Consider the following 14,232-nt stretch of genomic DNA (forward strand, 5'->3'; position numbering starts at 1 on the left):
CTTGCTTTAGGGAAACTGAAGCCGAAGGGTAGCGAGGAAGGAGGCAGGCCGGGTACTACGCGTAAACCAGAACTTTGCCTTTACGCATGGGGTTTTAGAGGCGCGGAAGGCCGCTGGGACGCGGCGCGCGGCGAAGCGCGCAAGGGCCGCGTCGCCGATATGCCGATAAACAAAACTGATGGCTCGTGAAAGAGGACGCAATTCCGGCCGAGCGACCGGACGATTGAAAACGTTCCGGCGAATCTACATTCCCCACCTGAGCGATGGCGTATGCACGGGGCTGTCCCAATGCCGCTTCATTTCATCGTCCAGCACGCACAAGGTGATCGACGCACCGGCCATTTCCAGCGACGTCGTGAGCGATCCGACCTGCACGCGCGTGACCGCGAGACCGCGCTGCTGCAGCCACGAGCGTGTGGAATTGAACAGCAGATACAGTTCGCCGAGCGGCGTGCCGCCCAGCCCATTGATCAAGACCAGCAGGTCCGAGCCGTTCCCCGGTTCCAGATCGGCGACGATCGCCGTCAGCAGTTCTGCCGCGATCGCGTCGGCGGCGGCAAAGCGCGTTCGCCGCCGCCCTGGCTCGCCATGAATGCCGACGCCGACCTCCATTTCATCGTCGCCGATCTTGAACGTCAGCGTGCCCGCTGCGGGCACGGTGCAACTCGAAAACGCGACGCCCATCGACGCCGTATGCTTGTTGATCCGGTCGCCGAACGCCTTGCATTGTTCGAGATCGGCGCCGCTCTCGGCGAGACTGCCCACCAGCTTCTCGACGATCACCGCACCCGCCACGCCCCGCCGGCCCGTCGTATAACTGGAGTTTTCGACCGCGACATCGTCGTTGATCAGCACCATCGCATTCGCCAACTCCGACATTTCGGATGCCATTTCGAAGTTCATCAGATCGCCGGAATAATTCTTCACGATGAAGAGCGTGCCCGCGCCCGTATCGACGGCCTTGGCGGCTGCCATCATCTGATCGGGCGTCGGCGAAGTAAACACCTGGCCAGGGCACGCGGCGTCCAGCATTCCGTACCCGACGAAGCCGCTATGCAAGGGCTCGTGTCCCGAGCCGCCGCCCGAGACCAGCGCGACCTTGCCCGGCTTCAACGTCTTGCGCCGCACGAACACAGGTTCGTGATTGAGCACGACGAGATCGTCATGCGCGGCGGCGAATCCGGCAAGGCTCTCAGTCAGAAAGTCGTCGACATGGTTGATGAACTTTTTCATGGCCTGCGCTCCTTTCACTCTCTGTATTGCGCGAGCCGCGCGCATACCGCACCGATCATCAACTGGCTCGACCGTGCGCCGGGATCGATGTGCCCGCGCGCGCGCTCGCCGAGAAACGACGCGCGCCCCTTGGTCGCGAGCATGTCGCGCGTCGCGAGCATGCCTTCTTCAGCCGTCCGCGGCAGCGCATCGAGCACGGCTTCGCGCGGCGCACTGCGCACGGCCAGTTCCATGAAGCGCGACGCGACAGGTATAAGCACGTCCATCATCGTCTTGCTGCCGGTGCCGGCCTTGCCGCGCTGGGCAACGGCATCGACTCCCGCGGCGAAGATCCGCGCCGCGTCCGCCACACTCAGGGTGTCCGCGTTCTGCGCCGCCTTCGCCATGCCATGCAGCAACGAAAAGAACAGCGGCCCCGACGAACCGCCCACCGTCGACAGCAATTTGGAGGCGGCCTGGTCCAGCGCGGGCGCAAACGCCTCGGCCTCGATAGCGGCGCGCATCGCAAACAGCGCATCCATGCCCCGCAACAGGTTGAAGATATGATCGCCGTCGCCAATCTGCTGATCGAGCGCGGCGATCTCGTCCGTATGTTCCTTGAGCGTCGCGTGCGCGGCTTCAATGCACGCCATGACCGTTTTCCCGTTCATGCCGGAATCCTCCTGCCGTCGGAGCGGAAATAGAGAAGACTGCGCAGAGGTAGCGACACGCCGACTGTCTGCCCCGGCGTGAAATTGCGCTCGGTCATGGTTGTCGCGACGATGGCGGTGCCGTCGCGCTCCATGATCAACAGATGCCGCAGCGGAGAATATTCGAGCACGCGAAGATTGAGCCCGTCGCGCGTATCGTGCGCGTGCAGCACGATGTCTTCAGGACGGATCGCGACCGTCGAGGTGCCTGCGGGCATCGTGGCAGGATCGAACAACACGGGCGGCAGCAAGTTGATGGGCGGTGAGCCGAGACGTTGCGCGGCGCCTAGCGAAGCCGGATTGCCATATACGTCGCGCGGCGCGCCCACCTGCACGATGCGCCCGTGTTCGAGAATGCCGATGCGGTCCGCGAGCGTGGTGGCTTCGACCTGATCGTGCGTCACGTAGATGATCGTGGCGCCGATCGTGCGATGCAGCCGCTTCAGTTCTATCCGCAGTTCCTCGCGCAACTTCGCGTCGAGCGACGACAGCGGCTCGTCCATCAGAAACACCTTGGGCTGACGCACGAGCGCGCGTCCGATGGCCACGCGCTGCATCTCGCCGCCCGACAGACGCGTCGCCAGATTGCCGAGCTTCGACTCGATATGCAACATCTGCGCGACCGACTGCACGCGCGCGGTGACTTCCGCCTCGCTCACGCGCCGCCGCGGGGAGCGCAGCGGAAACGCCAGGTTGCCGAACACCGTCAGATGCGGATACAGCGAATACTGCTGAAAGATGAAGGCGACGTCGCGGTCCGCGGGATGCATGTCCGTCGCGGCGGCGCCGTCGATGAATATCTCGCCATCGTCGGGCCGCTCGAGACCTGCGATGAGCCGCAACGTAGTAGTCTTGCCCGCGCCGCTCGGACCGAGCAACACGACGAACTCGCCCTCCTTCACGTCGAGCGACACATCATCTACCGCGACGATATCGCCGAATCGCTTCGTCACGCCATGCAAGCGAATTTCAGACATAAGCGCCTCCGTTGCCGCTTCCGTTGACGGCCATCTGCCGCGCGGCGCCGGGCAGCAGCTTGCCGCTCGATGCGTCGTAGAGGAGCGTGCGCTCCTTGGCGAACGACATCCCGACCTGCGACCCCGCCACCAGTCCTTCGTCCTTGCCGACCCGCACGCGCATCACACCCAGTGCCGTTTCGACGACGAGAATCTGATGCGAGCCGAGATATTCATCCGCGATCACGCGTCCACGCAACGCACCGCGCTCGTCGATCACGACATGCTCTGGCCGCACGCCGAGCAGCGCTTTCGCCGCGGACGTAGCCGTGCGCGGCACGGACACGGCGACGCCGGAGAGCGAGACCGATTCCGCGCCTGCCTCGACGCCGCCATCCACGGCCAGGAAATTCATCGGCGGGCTGCCGATGAAGCTGCCGACGAACACGGTCGCTGGAAAGTGATAGACCTCATGCGGCGACGCCGATTGCAGCACCTCGCCGCCGCTCATCACGACGATGTCGTCGGCCATCGCCATCGCTTCGCGCTGGTCGTGCGTCACGTAGACCGTCGTCGCGTTGAGCGCGTTATGCAGCTTGCGCAACTCGAGGCACATCAGTTCGCGGAAATCCGCATCGAGCGTGCCGAGCGGCTCGTCCATCAGAAAAGCCTTCGGGTGCCGGACGATCGCGCGGCCCAGGGCGACGCGTTGCCGATCGCCGCCCGACAGCCCGCCCGTCTTTCGGTCGAGCAGACTTTCGATGCGAAGCATATGCGCGGCCGCATCGACGCGCGCGGCAATCTCGCGGCGCGCAATACCCTCGTTCTTCAGCGGAAAAGCGATGTTGTTACGTACCGTCATATGCGGATACAGCGCGAACATCTGGAACACGAATGCAATATCGCGCTGACGCGCACGCAGCCCCGTGACATCTTCGCCGTCGATCAGAATCTGGCCCGAAGTCGGCAGTTCGAGCCCGGCGATCATGCGCAACGTCGTCGTCTTGCCGCAACCGGAGGGTCCGAGCAGCACCACGAAGCGGCCGTTGCTCACGGTGAGATTCGTATCGTGTACGGCAGTGAAGTCACCGAAGCGCTTATGAAGGTTGGATAGAACGATCGTCGACATGGCTCACTCCGGGAAGTGACTCGTCACGACGAATGCGAGCGCACCCGCCAGAATCACAGGGAACGACCAGGTATAGAGATCGACCGTGAACGGCTGGACGAGCATCGCAATGCCGAGGCCGATCAGCACGGTCGATGCGCCCTCGCCGTAGCGCCTGCGGAACAGACGGCGGCGCGGCATGACGGGCTGGGCTTTCATTTGCGTACCGCTCCGAAGGTGATCCCGCGCAACAGATGCTTGCGCAGCACAACGGTGAAGATCAGGATGGGCAGCACGAACAGCGTCGTCGCGGCCGCGACCGCTGGCCAGTCCTGCCCGCCCTCGCCGATGATGAACGGAATGAACGGCGGCATCGTCTGCGCGTCGCCGCTCGTCAGCAGCAATGCGAACGCGTACTCGTTCCACGCAAAGATCAGACAGAAGATCGCCGTCGCAGCAATGCCGGTGATCGCCTGCGGCAGCACGACCTTCACGAAGGCCTGCAACCGCGTGTATCCGTCGACAAGCGCCGCTTCCTCATATTCGCGAGGGATTTCGTCGATGAATCCTTTGAGTAGCCACACCGCCAGCGACACGTTCACGGCCGTATAGAGCACGATCATGCCGAGGTAGCTGTCGGCGAGGCCGAGCGTGCGATACATGAGATAGATGGGAATCGCCACCGCGATGGGCGGCATCATTCGCGTGGACAGTATGAAGAACAGCAGATCGTCGGCGAGCGGCACCTTGAAGCGCGAAAACGCATAGGCGGCCAACGTGCCGAGAAACACCGCAAGAAAGGTCGAGCCGAACCCGATCACGAGCGAATTGACGAAGCGCGGCAGGACCTTCGACGGCCCTGCAATCACCATGTTGCGCTTTCGGACATCGCGGTCGTACCAGGTCTCTGCGGGCGGCAAACTCGCGATGAACTCCGGCGTCTGCCGCGAGCGGATCGTGAAAAGATTCACGTAACCTTCCATCGACGGATGAAACACGACGACGGGCGGATACGCGATCGCATCCTCCTGTGTCTTGAAGCTCGTCAGGATGATCCAGACGATCGGCAGCGTCGCGATGAGCGCATACGCGATCACGACGACTGCGGCAAACGTCTTGCTGCGCGGCGATGCAGCCACCACCGACTGTTGAAGGGCGAGGTCTGTCATCGCTGTTTCACCCGGTTGAGCGCCTTCACATAGATGTTCGCCGCACCGAACACGACAACGAACAGAATGATCGCGAGCGCGGACGAATAACCCGTCCTCCACTTCTCGAAGGCTGCGCGCTTGAGCGTGATCGACACGGTTTCCGTCACGGAGCCCGGCCCGCCCGATGTCAGCAGGTTCACCATGTCGAACATCTTGAAGTTCTCGATCCCGCGAAAAAGGATCGCGAGCATCAGAAACGGCAGCGTCATCGGCAGTGTGATCGACCAGAACTGACGCCATGGCGAAGCGCGATCGACTTCGGCCGCTTCATAGATGTAGTCCGGAATCGATCGCAATCCCGCCAGGCAGATCAGCATCACGTAGGGCGTCCACATCCATGCATCGACCATGACGATCGTCCACGGTGCGAGCGGCACATCGCCGATCATCTGGAACGAGTTCGGCGGAATGCCCGTGAAAAAGCCGACGATGTCGTTGAAAAGACCCGTCTGCGGTTGCAGCAAAAAGGTCCAAAAGTTGCCGACGACAGCGGGCGAAAGCATCATCGGCAGCAGAATCAGCGTGGTCCAGAAACTATGGCCGCGAAACTGCCGGTTGATCAGCAGTGCGAGCCCGAAGCCGAGCAGCACTTCGAGTCCGACCGACCAGAAAACGAAGCGCGCCGTCACCTGCATCGCGTACCAGATGTCTTCGTCGGTGAGTATGTCCGTGTAATTGTCGATGCCGACATTGCGCGCGGGCACGCTCGGCATATTCGACTTGAAGTTCGTGAATGAGAGCCGCAATGCCCAGATCAACGGAAAGATGTTGATGGCGAGCAGCAGCACGATAGTCGGAAGAATGAACAGCCACGCGATGGTTCGGTCAGACAGTCCGCGCAAGCGCGCGGCCGCGCGCGTCTGCGCTTTGGTCTGCAACCCTTCCGGAGGAAAAGGCTTGTTTGCCAACATGCCTGACTCCTTGTTGTCGCGGACCGGCGAGATCGATCGGCTCGCCGGCCCGCGCGTTCATGTGCGGTAACGCTAGTTCTTCCCTTCCGCCTTGAATACTTTGTTCCAGTCCTTGACGAGCAGATCGAGCGCTTCTTTCGCCGTGCCCTTATCCGCAACCACATAGTCGTGCACGCGCTTTTGCATATCGAGCAACAACTCGGCATAAGTAGGCTCGGCCCAGAAGTCTTTCACTATCGACATCGACTTCAGGAATGCAGGCGCAAATGGCGCGCTCTTCGGAAAGTCCGGCGCGTCCACCACCGACTTCGCCGCGGAGTAGCCGCCGAGTTGCCACCACTTCTTCTGCACATCGGCTTGCGCGAACCACTTGATGTATTCGAGCGCGTCGGCCTTGTGATCCGAGTACGACACGACGGATATGCCTTGACCGCCAAGCTGCGTGAACTGTTTCGTTTCCTTCGGATTGACGAAGAAGCCGATCTTGTCGCCGCCGACATTCGGATCCTTGTACAGGCCGGGGAAGAAGGCGAACCAGTTCATCTGCATCGCGACCTGCCCCGACTTGAACGCATCGAGCCCTTCCTGCATGTAGGCGTTCGTCATGCCGGGCGCCGTGCAGCACTTGTAAAGCGCCTTATAGAATTCGAGTCCCTTTATCGCGCCTGGCGAATTCACGAAGCCCTCCAGGTGATACGGCTTCTTCGGGTCCTGGTATTCGAAGCCGAAGTTATAGAGCATGTTGGTCACGCCCATTGTGATCCCTTCCGAGCCGCGCTCCGTGAAGATATACACGCCATACACGGTTTTGCCGTCGATCTTTCGTCCCTGAAAGAACTCGGCTGTCTGCTTGAGTTCGTCCATTGTCGTGGGCGGCTCGAGTTCGCGCTTGTACTTTTGCTTGAACTCCGCGCGCAGTTCGGGCCTCGCAAACCAGTCTTTGCGGTAGGTCCAGCCCACGGCGTCCGCCATCGCGGGCAGCGCCCAGTAATTCGGCGTGTTCTTCGGCCACTCTGCGTAGCCGACGACGGTCGCCGGCACGAAGTCGTCCATCGAGATTTTGTTCTTGTCGAAGAAATCATTGAGCTTGACGTAGTGTCCATTGACCGCGGCACCGCCAATCCACTGACTATCTCCGATGATGAGATCGCACAGCTTTCCATGCGAATTCAGTTCGTTGAGGAAGCGGTCCGCATAACTCGTCCACGGCACGAACTCGAACTTCATTGCAATGCCGGTTTTCGCCGTGAAGTCTTTCGATAATTCGACGAGCGCATTGGCGGGGTCCCATGCGGCCCAACATAGCGTCAACTGCTTGCCCTGCGCATGCGCCGCCGATCCGAAGCTCAGTCCCAGCGACGCGACGAGCGCCGCTAATACCCTTGATGACGTAAGACGTAACATGTGTCTTCTCCTTGTCTCTGTCGGGTCTCAAACTGATGACAGACAGCGCCCATGCGCCGGACGCTGCATATGAGCTCTGGCGGACCGAAGCGAACTGTCCGCGTGTCGCGAGCTTCAGGCATGCGCATTCTCACGAAGATAGATACGGGTTTCGGGCGTCGGGATGGAAGGCACGCCGCGCACGTCGTTCAGGAAGTTGAGAGCGGCGAGACCGGCCCAATGGACAATGCCGCGCACGTCCTGATCGAGGATCACGTCGATCGCCCGCTCCGACAGCAGCGCCCGCGTATCGGCCGTGCACTCGTGGCCGATCAGTACGACGCGCGCCTTGTCGCCCGATTCCTGCAGCGTCGACGCGATGCCGGAAATGCCGCCGCACGTCACATACACGCCGACCAGATCCGGATGTCCCGCCGTCAGTCCTTGCACGGCGAGTCCGGCGCTGTCGTCGTCTTCGGCGAAATCGGGCTCCGTGAGCCAGCGCAGGTTGCGAAAGTCCTCTTCGAGCACCTGGGAAAAACCCGTCCGACGCTCGAGCTGATCGTGCAGACGCGACGACGCCGACAGCACGGCGACCGTGCCGATGCGCGAACCGACGAAGCGGCCCATCAGCAGACCCGCCGTTCGTCCGGCCATGCGGTTATCGACACCCACGTACGTGGCGCGCGCACTCGACGGCAAATCTGAAAAGACCGTAACGACGGGCACGTTGGCATCCATCATGTCCTGAATCATCCGCTCGACCCATGGGTAATCGAGCGGCACGAGCACGAGCGCGTCGTAGTCGATCAATTGCTGTGCGAGTGAGATCGCGTCGCGCTGGCTGGACAGGTCGCAACGGTAAAACGACGAGACAAGACGATGCTCGCGAAAGAAGCTGGCGGACAGCGCGATATCGCGTTCGACTTGATCGAGAAAGCGGGAATTGATTTGCGGTAAGACGAAGGCGACCCGGAACGATGTGGTTTTCGCAGGCCTGCCGCGGCTTGCGCGTTCGTCGCGCAGCGTGGCCAGCGCGAGATGTACACGTTCGGCCGTTTCGGGGCGCACCCCCTGGTCTTCGCGCAGCACACGATCGACCGTTGCCACGCTCACCCCGGCGCGGCGCGCAATCATCATACGTGTAGCTGGCATGGGTCTCCTCCGGTGCCAGGCGAAGAATCATTTTATGAACTCAAGATAGTTTTCTGCGCGGAGAATGCAAGCTTTTTTCACGCGTTAAATGCATCATTTTTGCCAGCATGCACCGTTGGATTTTTTCTCTATGTGCTTAATGTCGGCGCTTGCCTCGGCGTTGGATTCGCATCTGTGTGCCGATCAGAACGGATCTGTCATTAGTCATCCTTATAACGTCAAGAAAAGGGTGAACCGATGGCTGCCCCCCTCCGCTACAATGGCCGCCGAGCGACACAACTCCGATTGACTTCCATTATCGAACTGGACCCGATGAGGGCGAGGGTCCGGTCGATTTCCTCTTTGATCATCGCGATGACATCGGACACACCGGCCTCGCCTTTCGCGGAGAGCCCGTACAAAGTGGCGCGCCCAAGCATCACGGCCGTCGCGCCCAATGCGACCGCCTTCACCACATCGGCCCCTCTTCGGATACCACTGTCCAGAATGAGATCGGTGGTCGGCTTCGCATCGGAGATGCCCGGCAATGCGTCGATCGGCGCAGGAAGATCCGCGAGCTGTCGTCCGCCATGATTCGAGACTATGACACCGTCGGCGCCGATTTCCACGCATCGCGCGGCATCTTCAGCCGTCACGACGCCCTTGACGAGCAGCTTTCCGGGCCAGTCGTCGCGCAAGCGACGGAGGTCGTCCCAGCTAAAGCTCGCGTCCATTTCCCGCCGCAGCACCGCAGCCTGGGAGGCGGTATCAGAGGCGTCATCGGTCGCGAAGTTCTTCAACTGCGGCATACCATTCGTCAGGTAGGACCACAGCCAGCGGGGATGCGAAATGCCATCGAGAGCGCCTCGTGGAGTGACTTTGAATGGCATAGCAAACCCGTTTCGCAGATCGCGCTGCCGGAATCCATTTACCGCGACGTCCGTGGTCAGGATCAACGTCGAATAACGAGCCTCTCGCGCTCTCGTGACCAAGCTCTTCGCCACATTCCGGTGTACTACGTATAACTGGAACCACAAGTCTCCGTCCGCTCCCCTTGATACCTCCTCGATCGACATGTTCGACGCGGTAGAGAGTGCGAACGGGATCCCAGCCTTGCTTGCAGCGCGTGCAAGCGCAAGATCTCCGTCGGGCCAGAACGCACTATTCAGACCTGTCGGCGCGATCACGAGCGGCGACGAAATTTGTCTCCCCAGAAGGTCGGTAGACTGCACACGCTCGCTCACATCGACAAGACGCCGGGGACGCAATTCCCACTTGTCAAAGGCGGCACGATTGTGCGTCAGGCCGGACTCGTCGTCGGCCCCGCCTTCGAGATAGTCGAATACCATCCTCGGCAACCGACGCCGAGCCGCGGAACGATAGTCACCGACGGAGAAGATATGGGGAAACGCTCTTGCCATGATTGTGTCTTGCTTGACCGAACTGGAAACGTGGGGAAGAAAGCAATTTCTTGGCGTGTGTCACGGGCCGTCGAGCGACGACAGAGGAAGACCAACCGCAGTTGCGACTGGCAGACGGAGCGAGAATGCGCCGCTCATGCCAGTCGCCGACCTCGCGCTACTCAGTGACGACTTGCGTGACCAGCCGCTTCTGACGAAGCGCCGGGATATGGTTTCTGACCTGCGACAGCGAGATCAGTACCAACAGCATGGCGACCCCGAGCATCGCGAGATAAAGGGACGCTCCGCCCACGGTGATGACGACGGCGCCAGCGAATGCGCTGAGGATCGCACCGAGTCGTCCAAACGCGAGCGCCGAAGCGAGGCCGGTTGCTCTCACGCGAGTCGGATAGACATACGCACACAAGGCGTACATCGTCGACTGAACTGCATTGACGAAGAGACCGTGGACGCCCAGACCGATAACCAAGAGGCTCGTGTGACTCGCCACATCAACGCCTCGCAGAAAAAAGGCGCTCGCACATCCTCCGGCGCAGCACACCAGGAGCGGCCAACGCGAACCAAAGCGCGTGATGGCCAAGGCGCAGATGAGTGCCCCGAAGACGCCGCCGAGGTTATATGCGGTCAGGCCCGAACCGGCAAGTGCCACGGGAAGCCCTTCGGATGCGAGCATGGTCGGCAGCCAGCTAAAGGCGGCGTAGACCGCGAGCAGGCACATGAAAAACGCACTCCAGATAGCAATCGTGTTACGTCGCTGAGCCGGCTCGAAGAGCGACCCGAAGCCGTCGCGTTGTTCGAGCCTTTGCTCGGCGGCGTCGACGAAAGTCGTCTGCGCACTAATCGGCCGCGACATTCTCGCAAGGAGCGCACGCAACTCGGTCCAGCGCTGTTCCTTGCGAGCGAGAAAGCGGGGAGACTCCGGGAACACGAAAAACAGCAGAATGCCAAGGGCCAAGGGGATCGTGCCACCGATGAAGAACAAGCCACGCCAACCGAAGGTCGGCAAGACGGCACCGGCGAAGAACCCGGCAAGCATGCCCCCGAGCGGCACGCAAACGATGGTAGACGTGACGGCGAGCGTGCGGCGACGTGCCGGGGTGAACTCTGCGGTCATCGTCGTGGCACTGGGAAGCGCTCCGCCGATGCCCAGGCCCGCGATAAAGCGAAGCGCGGCGATCATCGGTATGTCTTGCGCAAGCCCGATGGCGCAGGTTGCCGCGCCGAACACCACGACGCTACCGATGAGCGCCCAGCGCCGGCCAAACCTGTCGGCGAACAAGCCAGCGCACGCGCTCCCGACGCCCATGCCAACCAGACCCGCCGCCACGGCCGGCGCGAACGCATTGCGCGTTATGCCCCATTCTTTGATGATGGTGGGAATGGCGTAACCGATGAGCTGGCCATCGAAGCCGTCCATGATGATCGACAGTGCGGCCAGGCAAACGACGAACTTCTGAATGAGCGTAAAGGGGCCGTCGTCGAGAAGACTGCCAATGTCAGCAGTCTTCGAAGCGCTGAAGGTCTGCGGATTCATTGCTCGACCTCCGCGCGCACATTCGATGGTCTGTCGATTGCAACAAGGTCCGCGACGTCGCGCGGGAGCATGGCAAAACATATCTTCATGGCGATGTCTCCTGGGTACGCTGCGCCGGGTCGATCGGCGCGTCTTTTGATGCATGATCGCGGACGTTTGTTGTTCTCGGTTGACGTGCCCGCGGCTACCTACTTCGCAACGGCTGATGCGTTTCGCGCGTCGATAAGCCTGACGAGCTTTGCCAATGTCTCCGTGTGCGGAACGGACACGTTGATGCTGCGGGCCACTTCAACGACTGCGCCGTTGATGCCTTCGATCTCTGTCTTTCGCCGGGCCAGAACGTCTTGCAGCATCGACGGCTTGTGCCCCTTGTGCTGTTCGATCGCATGAACGATGTTTGTCGAGCACACGCTCAGATCCGCGGAAACGCCGCTGGCGTTCGCCACTGCGATGACCTCGGCGGCCACGGTCAGTGCCAGGCTCTTGCTGTCCTCCAGCAGTCCAAGCTGGTCCACCGTCGTTCCAGTGACCGCACAGATGCTGTTGAGCGCAGCGTTGAACGCCACCTTTTCCCAGATAGCTGCCCAGACGTTGTCGTCGATCTGACAATTCAATCCGGCGGAATTCAGAGCCTCGGCGACGGCATTGACTTGGGAAGTGCGTTCACCGTCGGCGCTCATCATGCGAATTTTCCCTTCGCCGTGACTGCTCACCGAGCCAGGACCGACAAGGTCCGCCGGCCACGTGGTAACGCCAACAAGCACGTTGGAGAGCGGCACGAAGTCTCGAATCGCTTCGACGTTCCCGAGTCCGTTTTGCAGCGTGAGCACGGCGGTTGTCTCGCCGAGCAGATGCTCGATGCCGGACAAGGCCGCGCGCGTGTGCATCGACTTCGTGAAGAGCAACAGCAAGTCAGGCGGTTTATCCGTAGCTTCGGGTCGTATCGCGTTGATGTTCGTGATTGCGCGAGTATCGTCATCCATCTCCAAGCGGAGGCCCTTCGCACCGATAGCGTCCAGATGCGGTTGATTGATGTCGATCAGCGTGACTGAGTGACCGGCTTCCGCCAGGCGGCCGCCGAACAACGACCCCATCGCTCCTGCACCGAGTACGGCGATTTCCATAGTTGACATGTCGACCGCGGCTGCGGTCTTACCTGAGTTGTCGAACGAGTTGACGAGGGTGACAGGGACGTAACTCAGAACGGATAGTGTCGCGGCGACGTTTGCACAGTGACCCAGCGCAAGTCGGTAAAAGCGGCAATGCCTGCCTGTCCGCCGAAGTGGCCAAAGCCACTACCTTTGACGCCTCCAAAGGGCATCTGCGCTTCGTCGTGGACGGTTGGCCCGTTGACGTGGCAAATCCCGGATTGGATGCGGCTCGCCACCCGCATCGCGCGCGCGACATCGCGACTGAACACGGCCGCAGCGAGACCGTATTCGTTATCGTTAGCGCATCGGATCGCTTCTTCTTCGCCGTCGACGCGCACGATTGCCTTGACAGGGCCAAACGTCTCTTCGTTGTAGATCCGCATGTTCGGTCCAACGTTATCGACGAGCGTTGCAGGCATAAGGGTGTTCTCTGCTTTTCCCCCGCAGACCATCGTCGCGCCTTTGTGCAAGGCGTCATCGATCAAGGCGTTGCATCGTTGTACCGTCGCCATATCGACAACGGAGCCCAACACGACCGGCCCCTTTCGAGGGTCGCCGAGCGGCAGCGTCTTAACCTTTTCACCGAGCTGAAGAACAAACTCGTCGGCGATCGCGCGATCGACGATGATGCGCTCGGTGGACATGCAGATTTGTCCTGAATTCGCGAAGGCGCCGAAAGCGGCAGCATCGACCGCTGCCGCTATGTCGGCGTCGTCGAGCACGATCAGCGGGGCCTTTCCGCCCAGTTCGAGAACAGACGGTTTGAGATGCCGTGCGCAGCTTTCCGCGATGATTTTCCCGACCTTTGTCGAGCCCGTGAAATTGACACGTCGGATAGCCGGATGCGAAATCAGCGCTTCGACAACCGGACCTGCATCGGCAGGCGCGTTCGTGACGAAGTTGACGACGCCTGCGGGCAATCCAGCATCCATGAAGGCTTCCGCAATGAGTGCGTGCGTCGCCGGGCAGATTTCCGAGCCCTTCAGTACCACCGTGTTACCGCAAGCGAGTGGAAGCGCAACCGCACGCACGCCAAGGATGACAGGCGCATTCCACGGCGCAATCCCGAGGCATACGCCTGCGGGTTGCCGAACCGCCATCGCCACGCTGCCGGGGACGTCGGACGGAATGACTTCGCCTGAAATTTGCGTGGTCAGTGACGCTGCCTCCCGCAGGCCGTCAGCGGCCAATCGCACATTGAAGTCGGCCCAGATGCGCGAAGCGCCCGTTTCGGCCGCCATCGCGGAAGCAAACGCCTCCGCCTTCGCTTCGAGCGCTTGCGCCGCGCTAAGGAGATAGGAACGACGCTGGGTCGGGCCCTGCTGAGACCAATGAGCAAACGCGACGGCAGCTGAATCCACTGCATCACGAACGTCGTCCAGCGTACACGCGGGGGCCACGCTTGCGACGTCCTGATCCAAGGGGTTAGAACGTTGGAATGTCGCGCCATTGCTCGCGCCGACATGCGCTCCGTTGATAAGCATCGAAATCGTCTTCATAG

The 14,232-nt window shown here is 61.3% G+C and carries 13 protein-coding genes; all 13 read right to left on the reverse strand.

Features of this window, described 5'->3' with window-relative positions:
- Nucleotides 1–243: 243 nt before the first annotated feature.
- The gene (gene dhaK / locus NCT05_RS24395; RefSeq protein WP_250503363.1) at nt 244–1,233 is read right to left on the reverse strand and encodes a dihydroxyacetone kinase subunit DhaK; all 990 of its coding nucleotides are present in this window, start codon (nt 1,231–1,233) and stop codon (nt 244–246) included.
- Nucleotides 1,234–1,247: 14 nt separating this feature from the next.
- Entirely contained in the window at nt 1,248–1,883 is a 636-nt protein-coding gene (dhaL, locus tag NCT05_RS24400; protein ID WP_250503364.1) for a dihydroxyacetone kinase subunit DhaL, read from the reverse strand.
- Nucleotides 1,880–2,899: an ABC transporter ATP-binding protein gene (locus tag NCT05_RS24405; protein WP_250441112.1), complete on the reverse strand. Its 1,020-nt coding sequence runs from the start codon at nt 2,897–2,899 to the stop codon at nt 1,880–1,882. Before NCT05_RS24405 ends, dhaL begins: the two co-directional genes overlap by 4 nt.
- Nucleotides 2,892–4,007, reverse strand: a complete 1,116-nt coding sequence (locus NCT05_RS24410) for an ABC transporter ATP-binding protein (protein ID WP_034472427.1) — start codon at nt 4,005–4,007, stop codon at nt 2,892–2,894. Before NCT05_RS24410 ends, NCT05_RS24405 begins: the two co-directional genes overlap by 8 nt.
- A 3-nt stretch (nt 4,008–4,010) precedes the next feature.
- A complete protein-coding gene (locus tag NCT05_RS24415; protein WP_008348936.1) occupies nt 4,011–4,205 on the reverse strand; it encodes a hypothetical protein in 195 nt (64 codons plus the stop codon).
- Complete coding sequence (locus NCT05_RS24420) at nt 4,202–5,155, reverse strand: carbohydrate ABC transporter permease (protein WP_175982596.1); 954 nt, start codon at nt 5,153–5,155, stop codon at nt 4,202–4,204. Before NCT05_RS24420 ends, NCT05_RS24415 begins: the two co-directional genes overlap by 4 nt.
- Nucleotides 5,152–6,108 (reverse strand): carbohydrate ABC transporter permease, encoded by a 957-nt coding sequence (locus NCT05_RS24425; protein ID WP_008348939.1) that lies wholly within the window; start codon nt 6,106–6,108, stop codon nt 5,152–5,154. Before NCT05_RS24425 ends, NCT05_RS24420 begins: the two co-directional genes overlap by 4 nt.
- Before the next feature lie 72 nt (nt 6,109–6,180).
- A complete protein-coding gene (locus NCT05_RS24430) occupies nt 6,181–7,512 on the reverse strand; it encodes an ABC transporter substrate-binding protein (RefSeq protein WP_175982597.1) in 1,332 nt (443 codons plus the stop codon).
- Nucleotides 7,513–7,626: 114 nt separating this feature from the next.
- A complete protein-coding gene (locus NCT05_RS24435) occupies nt 7,627–8,646 on the reverse strand; it encodes a LacI family DNA-binding transcriptional regulator (protein ID WP_175982598.1) in 1,020 nt (339 codons plus the stop codon).
- Between the two features lie 254 nt (nt 8,647–8,900).
- Entirely contained in the window at nt 8,901–10,046 is a 1,146-nt protein-coding gene (locus tag NCT05_RS24440) for an alpha-hydroxy-acid oxidizing protein (protein WP_250503365.1), read from the reverse strand.
- A 157-nt stretch (nt 10,047–10,203) separates the two neighbouring features.
- Nucleotides 10,204–11,580 carry an MFS transporter gene (locus NCT05_RS24445; protein WP_250457533.1) on the reverse strand — a complete coding sequence of 459 codons (1,377 nt, stop codon included), beginning with the start codon at nt 11,578–11,580 and terminating at the stop codon, nt 10,204–10,206.
- A gap of 188 nt (nt 11,581–11,768) precedes the next feature.
- The gene (locus NCT05_RS24450; protein ID WP_284502584.1) at nt 11,769–12,704 is read right to left on the reverse strand and encodes a ketopantoate reductase family protein; all 936 of its coding nucleotides are present in this window, start codon (nt 12,702–12,704) and stop codon (nt 11,769–11,771) included.
- A gap of 74 nt (nt 12,705–12,778) precedes the next feature.
- Nucleotides 12,779–14,230, reverse strand: coding sequence for an aldehyde dehydrogenase (locus tag NCT05_RS24455; protein WP_175982602.1), 1,452 nt, complete (start codon nt 14,228–14,230; stop codon nt 12,779–12,781).
- Nucleotides 14,231–14,232 lie beyond the last annotated feature (2 nt).

This window comes from Caballeronia sp. AZ7_KS35 (assembly GCF_023631045.1).
Classification (GTDB): Bacteria; Pseudomonadota; Gammaproteobacteria; order Burkholderiales; family Burkholderiaceae; genus Caballeronia; species Caballeronia zhejiangensis.

Bases quoted from the DNA above. Each gene is read 5' to 3' on its own strand.
- dhaK (WP_250503363.1), bottom strand. From the start codon at position 1,233: ATGAAAAAGTTCATCAACCATGTCGACGACTTTCTGACTGAGAGCCTT.
- dhaL (WP_250503364.1), bottom strand. From the start codon at position 1,883: ATGAACGGGAAAACGGTCATGGCGTGCATTGAAGCCGCGCACGCGACG.
- NCT05_RS24405 (WP_250441112.1), bottom strand. From the start codon at position 2,899: ATGTCTGAAATTCGCTTGCATGGCGTGACGAAGCGATTCGGCGATATC.
- NCT05_RS24410 (WP_034472427.1), bottom strand. From the start codon at position 4,007: ATGTCGACGATCGTTCTATCCAACCTTCATAAGCGCTTCGGTGACTTC.
- NCT05_RS24415 (WP_008348936.1), bottom strand. From the start codon at position 4,205: ATGAAAGCCCAGCCCGTCATGCCGCGCCGCCGTCTGTTCCGCAGGCGC.
- NCT05_RS24420 (WP_175982596.1), bottom strand. From the start codon at position 5,155: ATGACAGACCTCGCCCTTCAACAGTCGGTGGTGGCTGCATCGCCGCGC.
- NCT05_RS24425 (WP_008348939.1), bottom strand. From the start codon at position 6,108: ATGTTGGCAAACAAGCCTTTTCCTCCGGAAGGGTTGCAGACCAAAGCG.
- NCT05_RS24430 (WP_175982597.1), bottom strand. From the start codon at position 7,512: ATGTTACGTCTTACGTCATCAAGGGTATTAGCGGCGCTCGTCGCGTCG.
- NCT05_RS24435 (WP_175982598.1), bottom strand. From the start codon at position 8,646: ATGCCAGCTACACGTATGATGATTGCGCGCCGCGCCGGGGTGAGCGTG.
- NCT05_RS24440 (WP_250503365.1), bottom strand. From the start codon at position 10,046: ATGGCAAGAGCGTTTCCCCATATCTTCTCCGTCGGTGACTATCGTTCC.
- NCT05_RS24445 (WP_250457533.1), bottom strand. From the start codon at position 11,580: ATGAATCCGCAGACCTTCAGCGCTTCGAAGACTGCTGACATTGGCAGT.
- NCT05_RS24450 (WP_284502584.1), bottom strand. From the start codon at position 12,704: ATGGAAATCGCCGTACTCGGTGCAGGAGCGATGGGGTCGTTGTTCGGC.
- NCT05_RS24455 (WP_175982602.1), bottom strand. From the start codon at position 14,230: ATGAAGACGATTTCGATGCTTATCAACGGAGCGCATGTCGGCGCGAGC.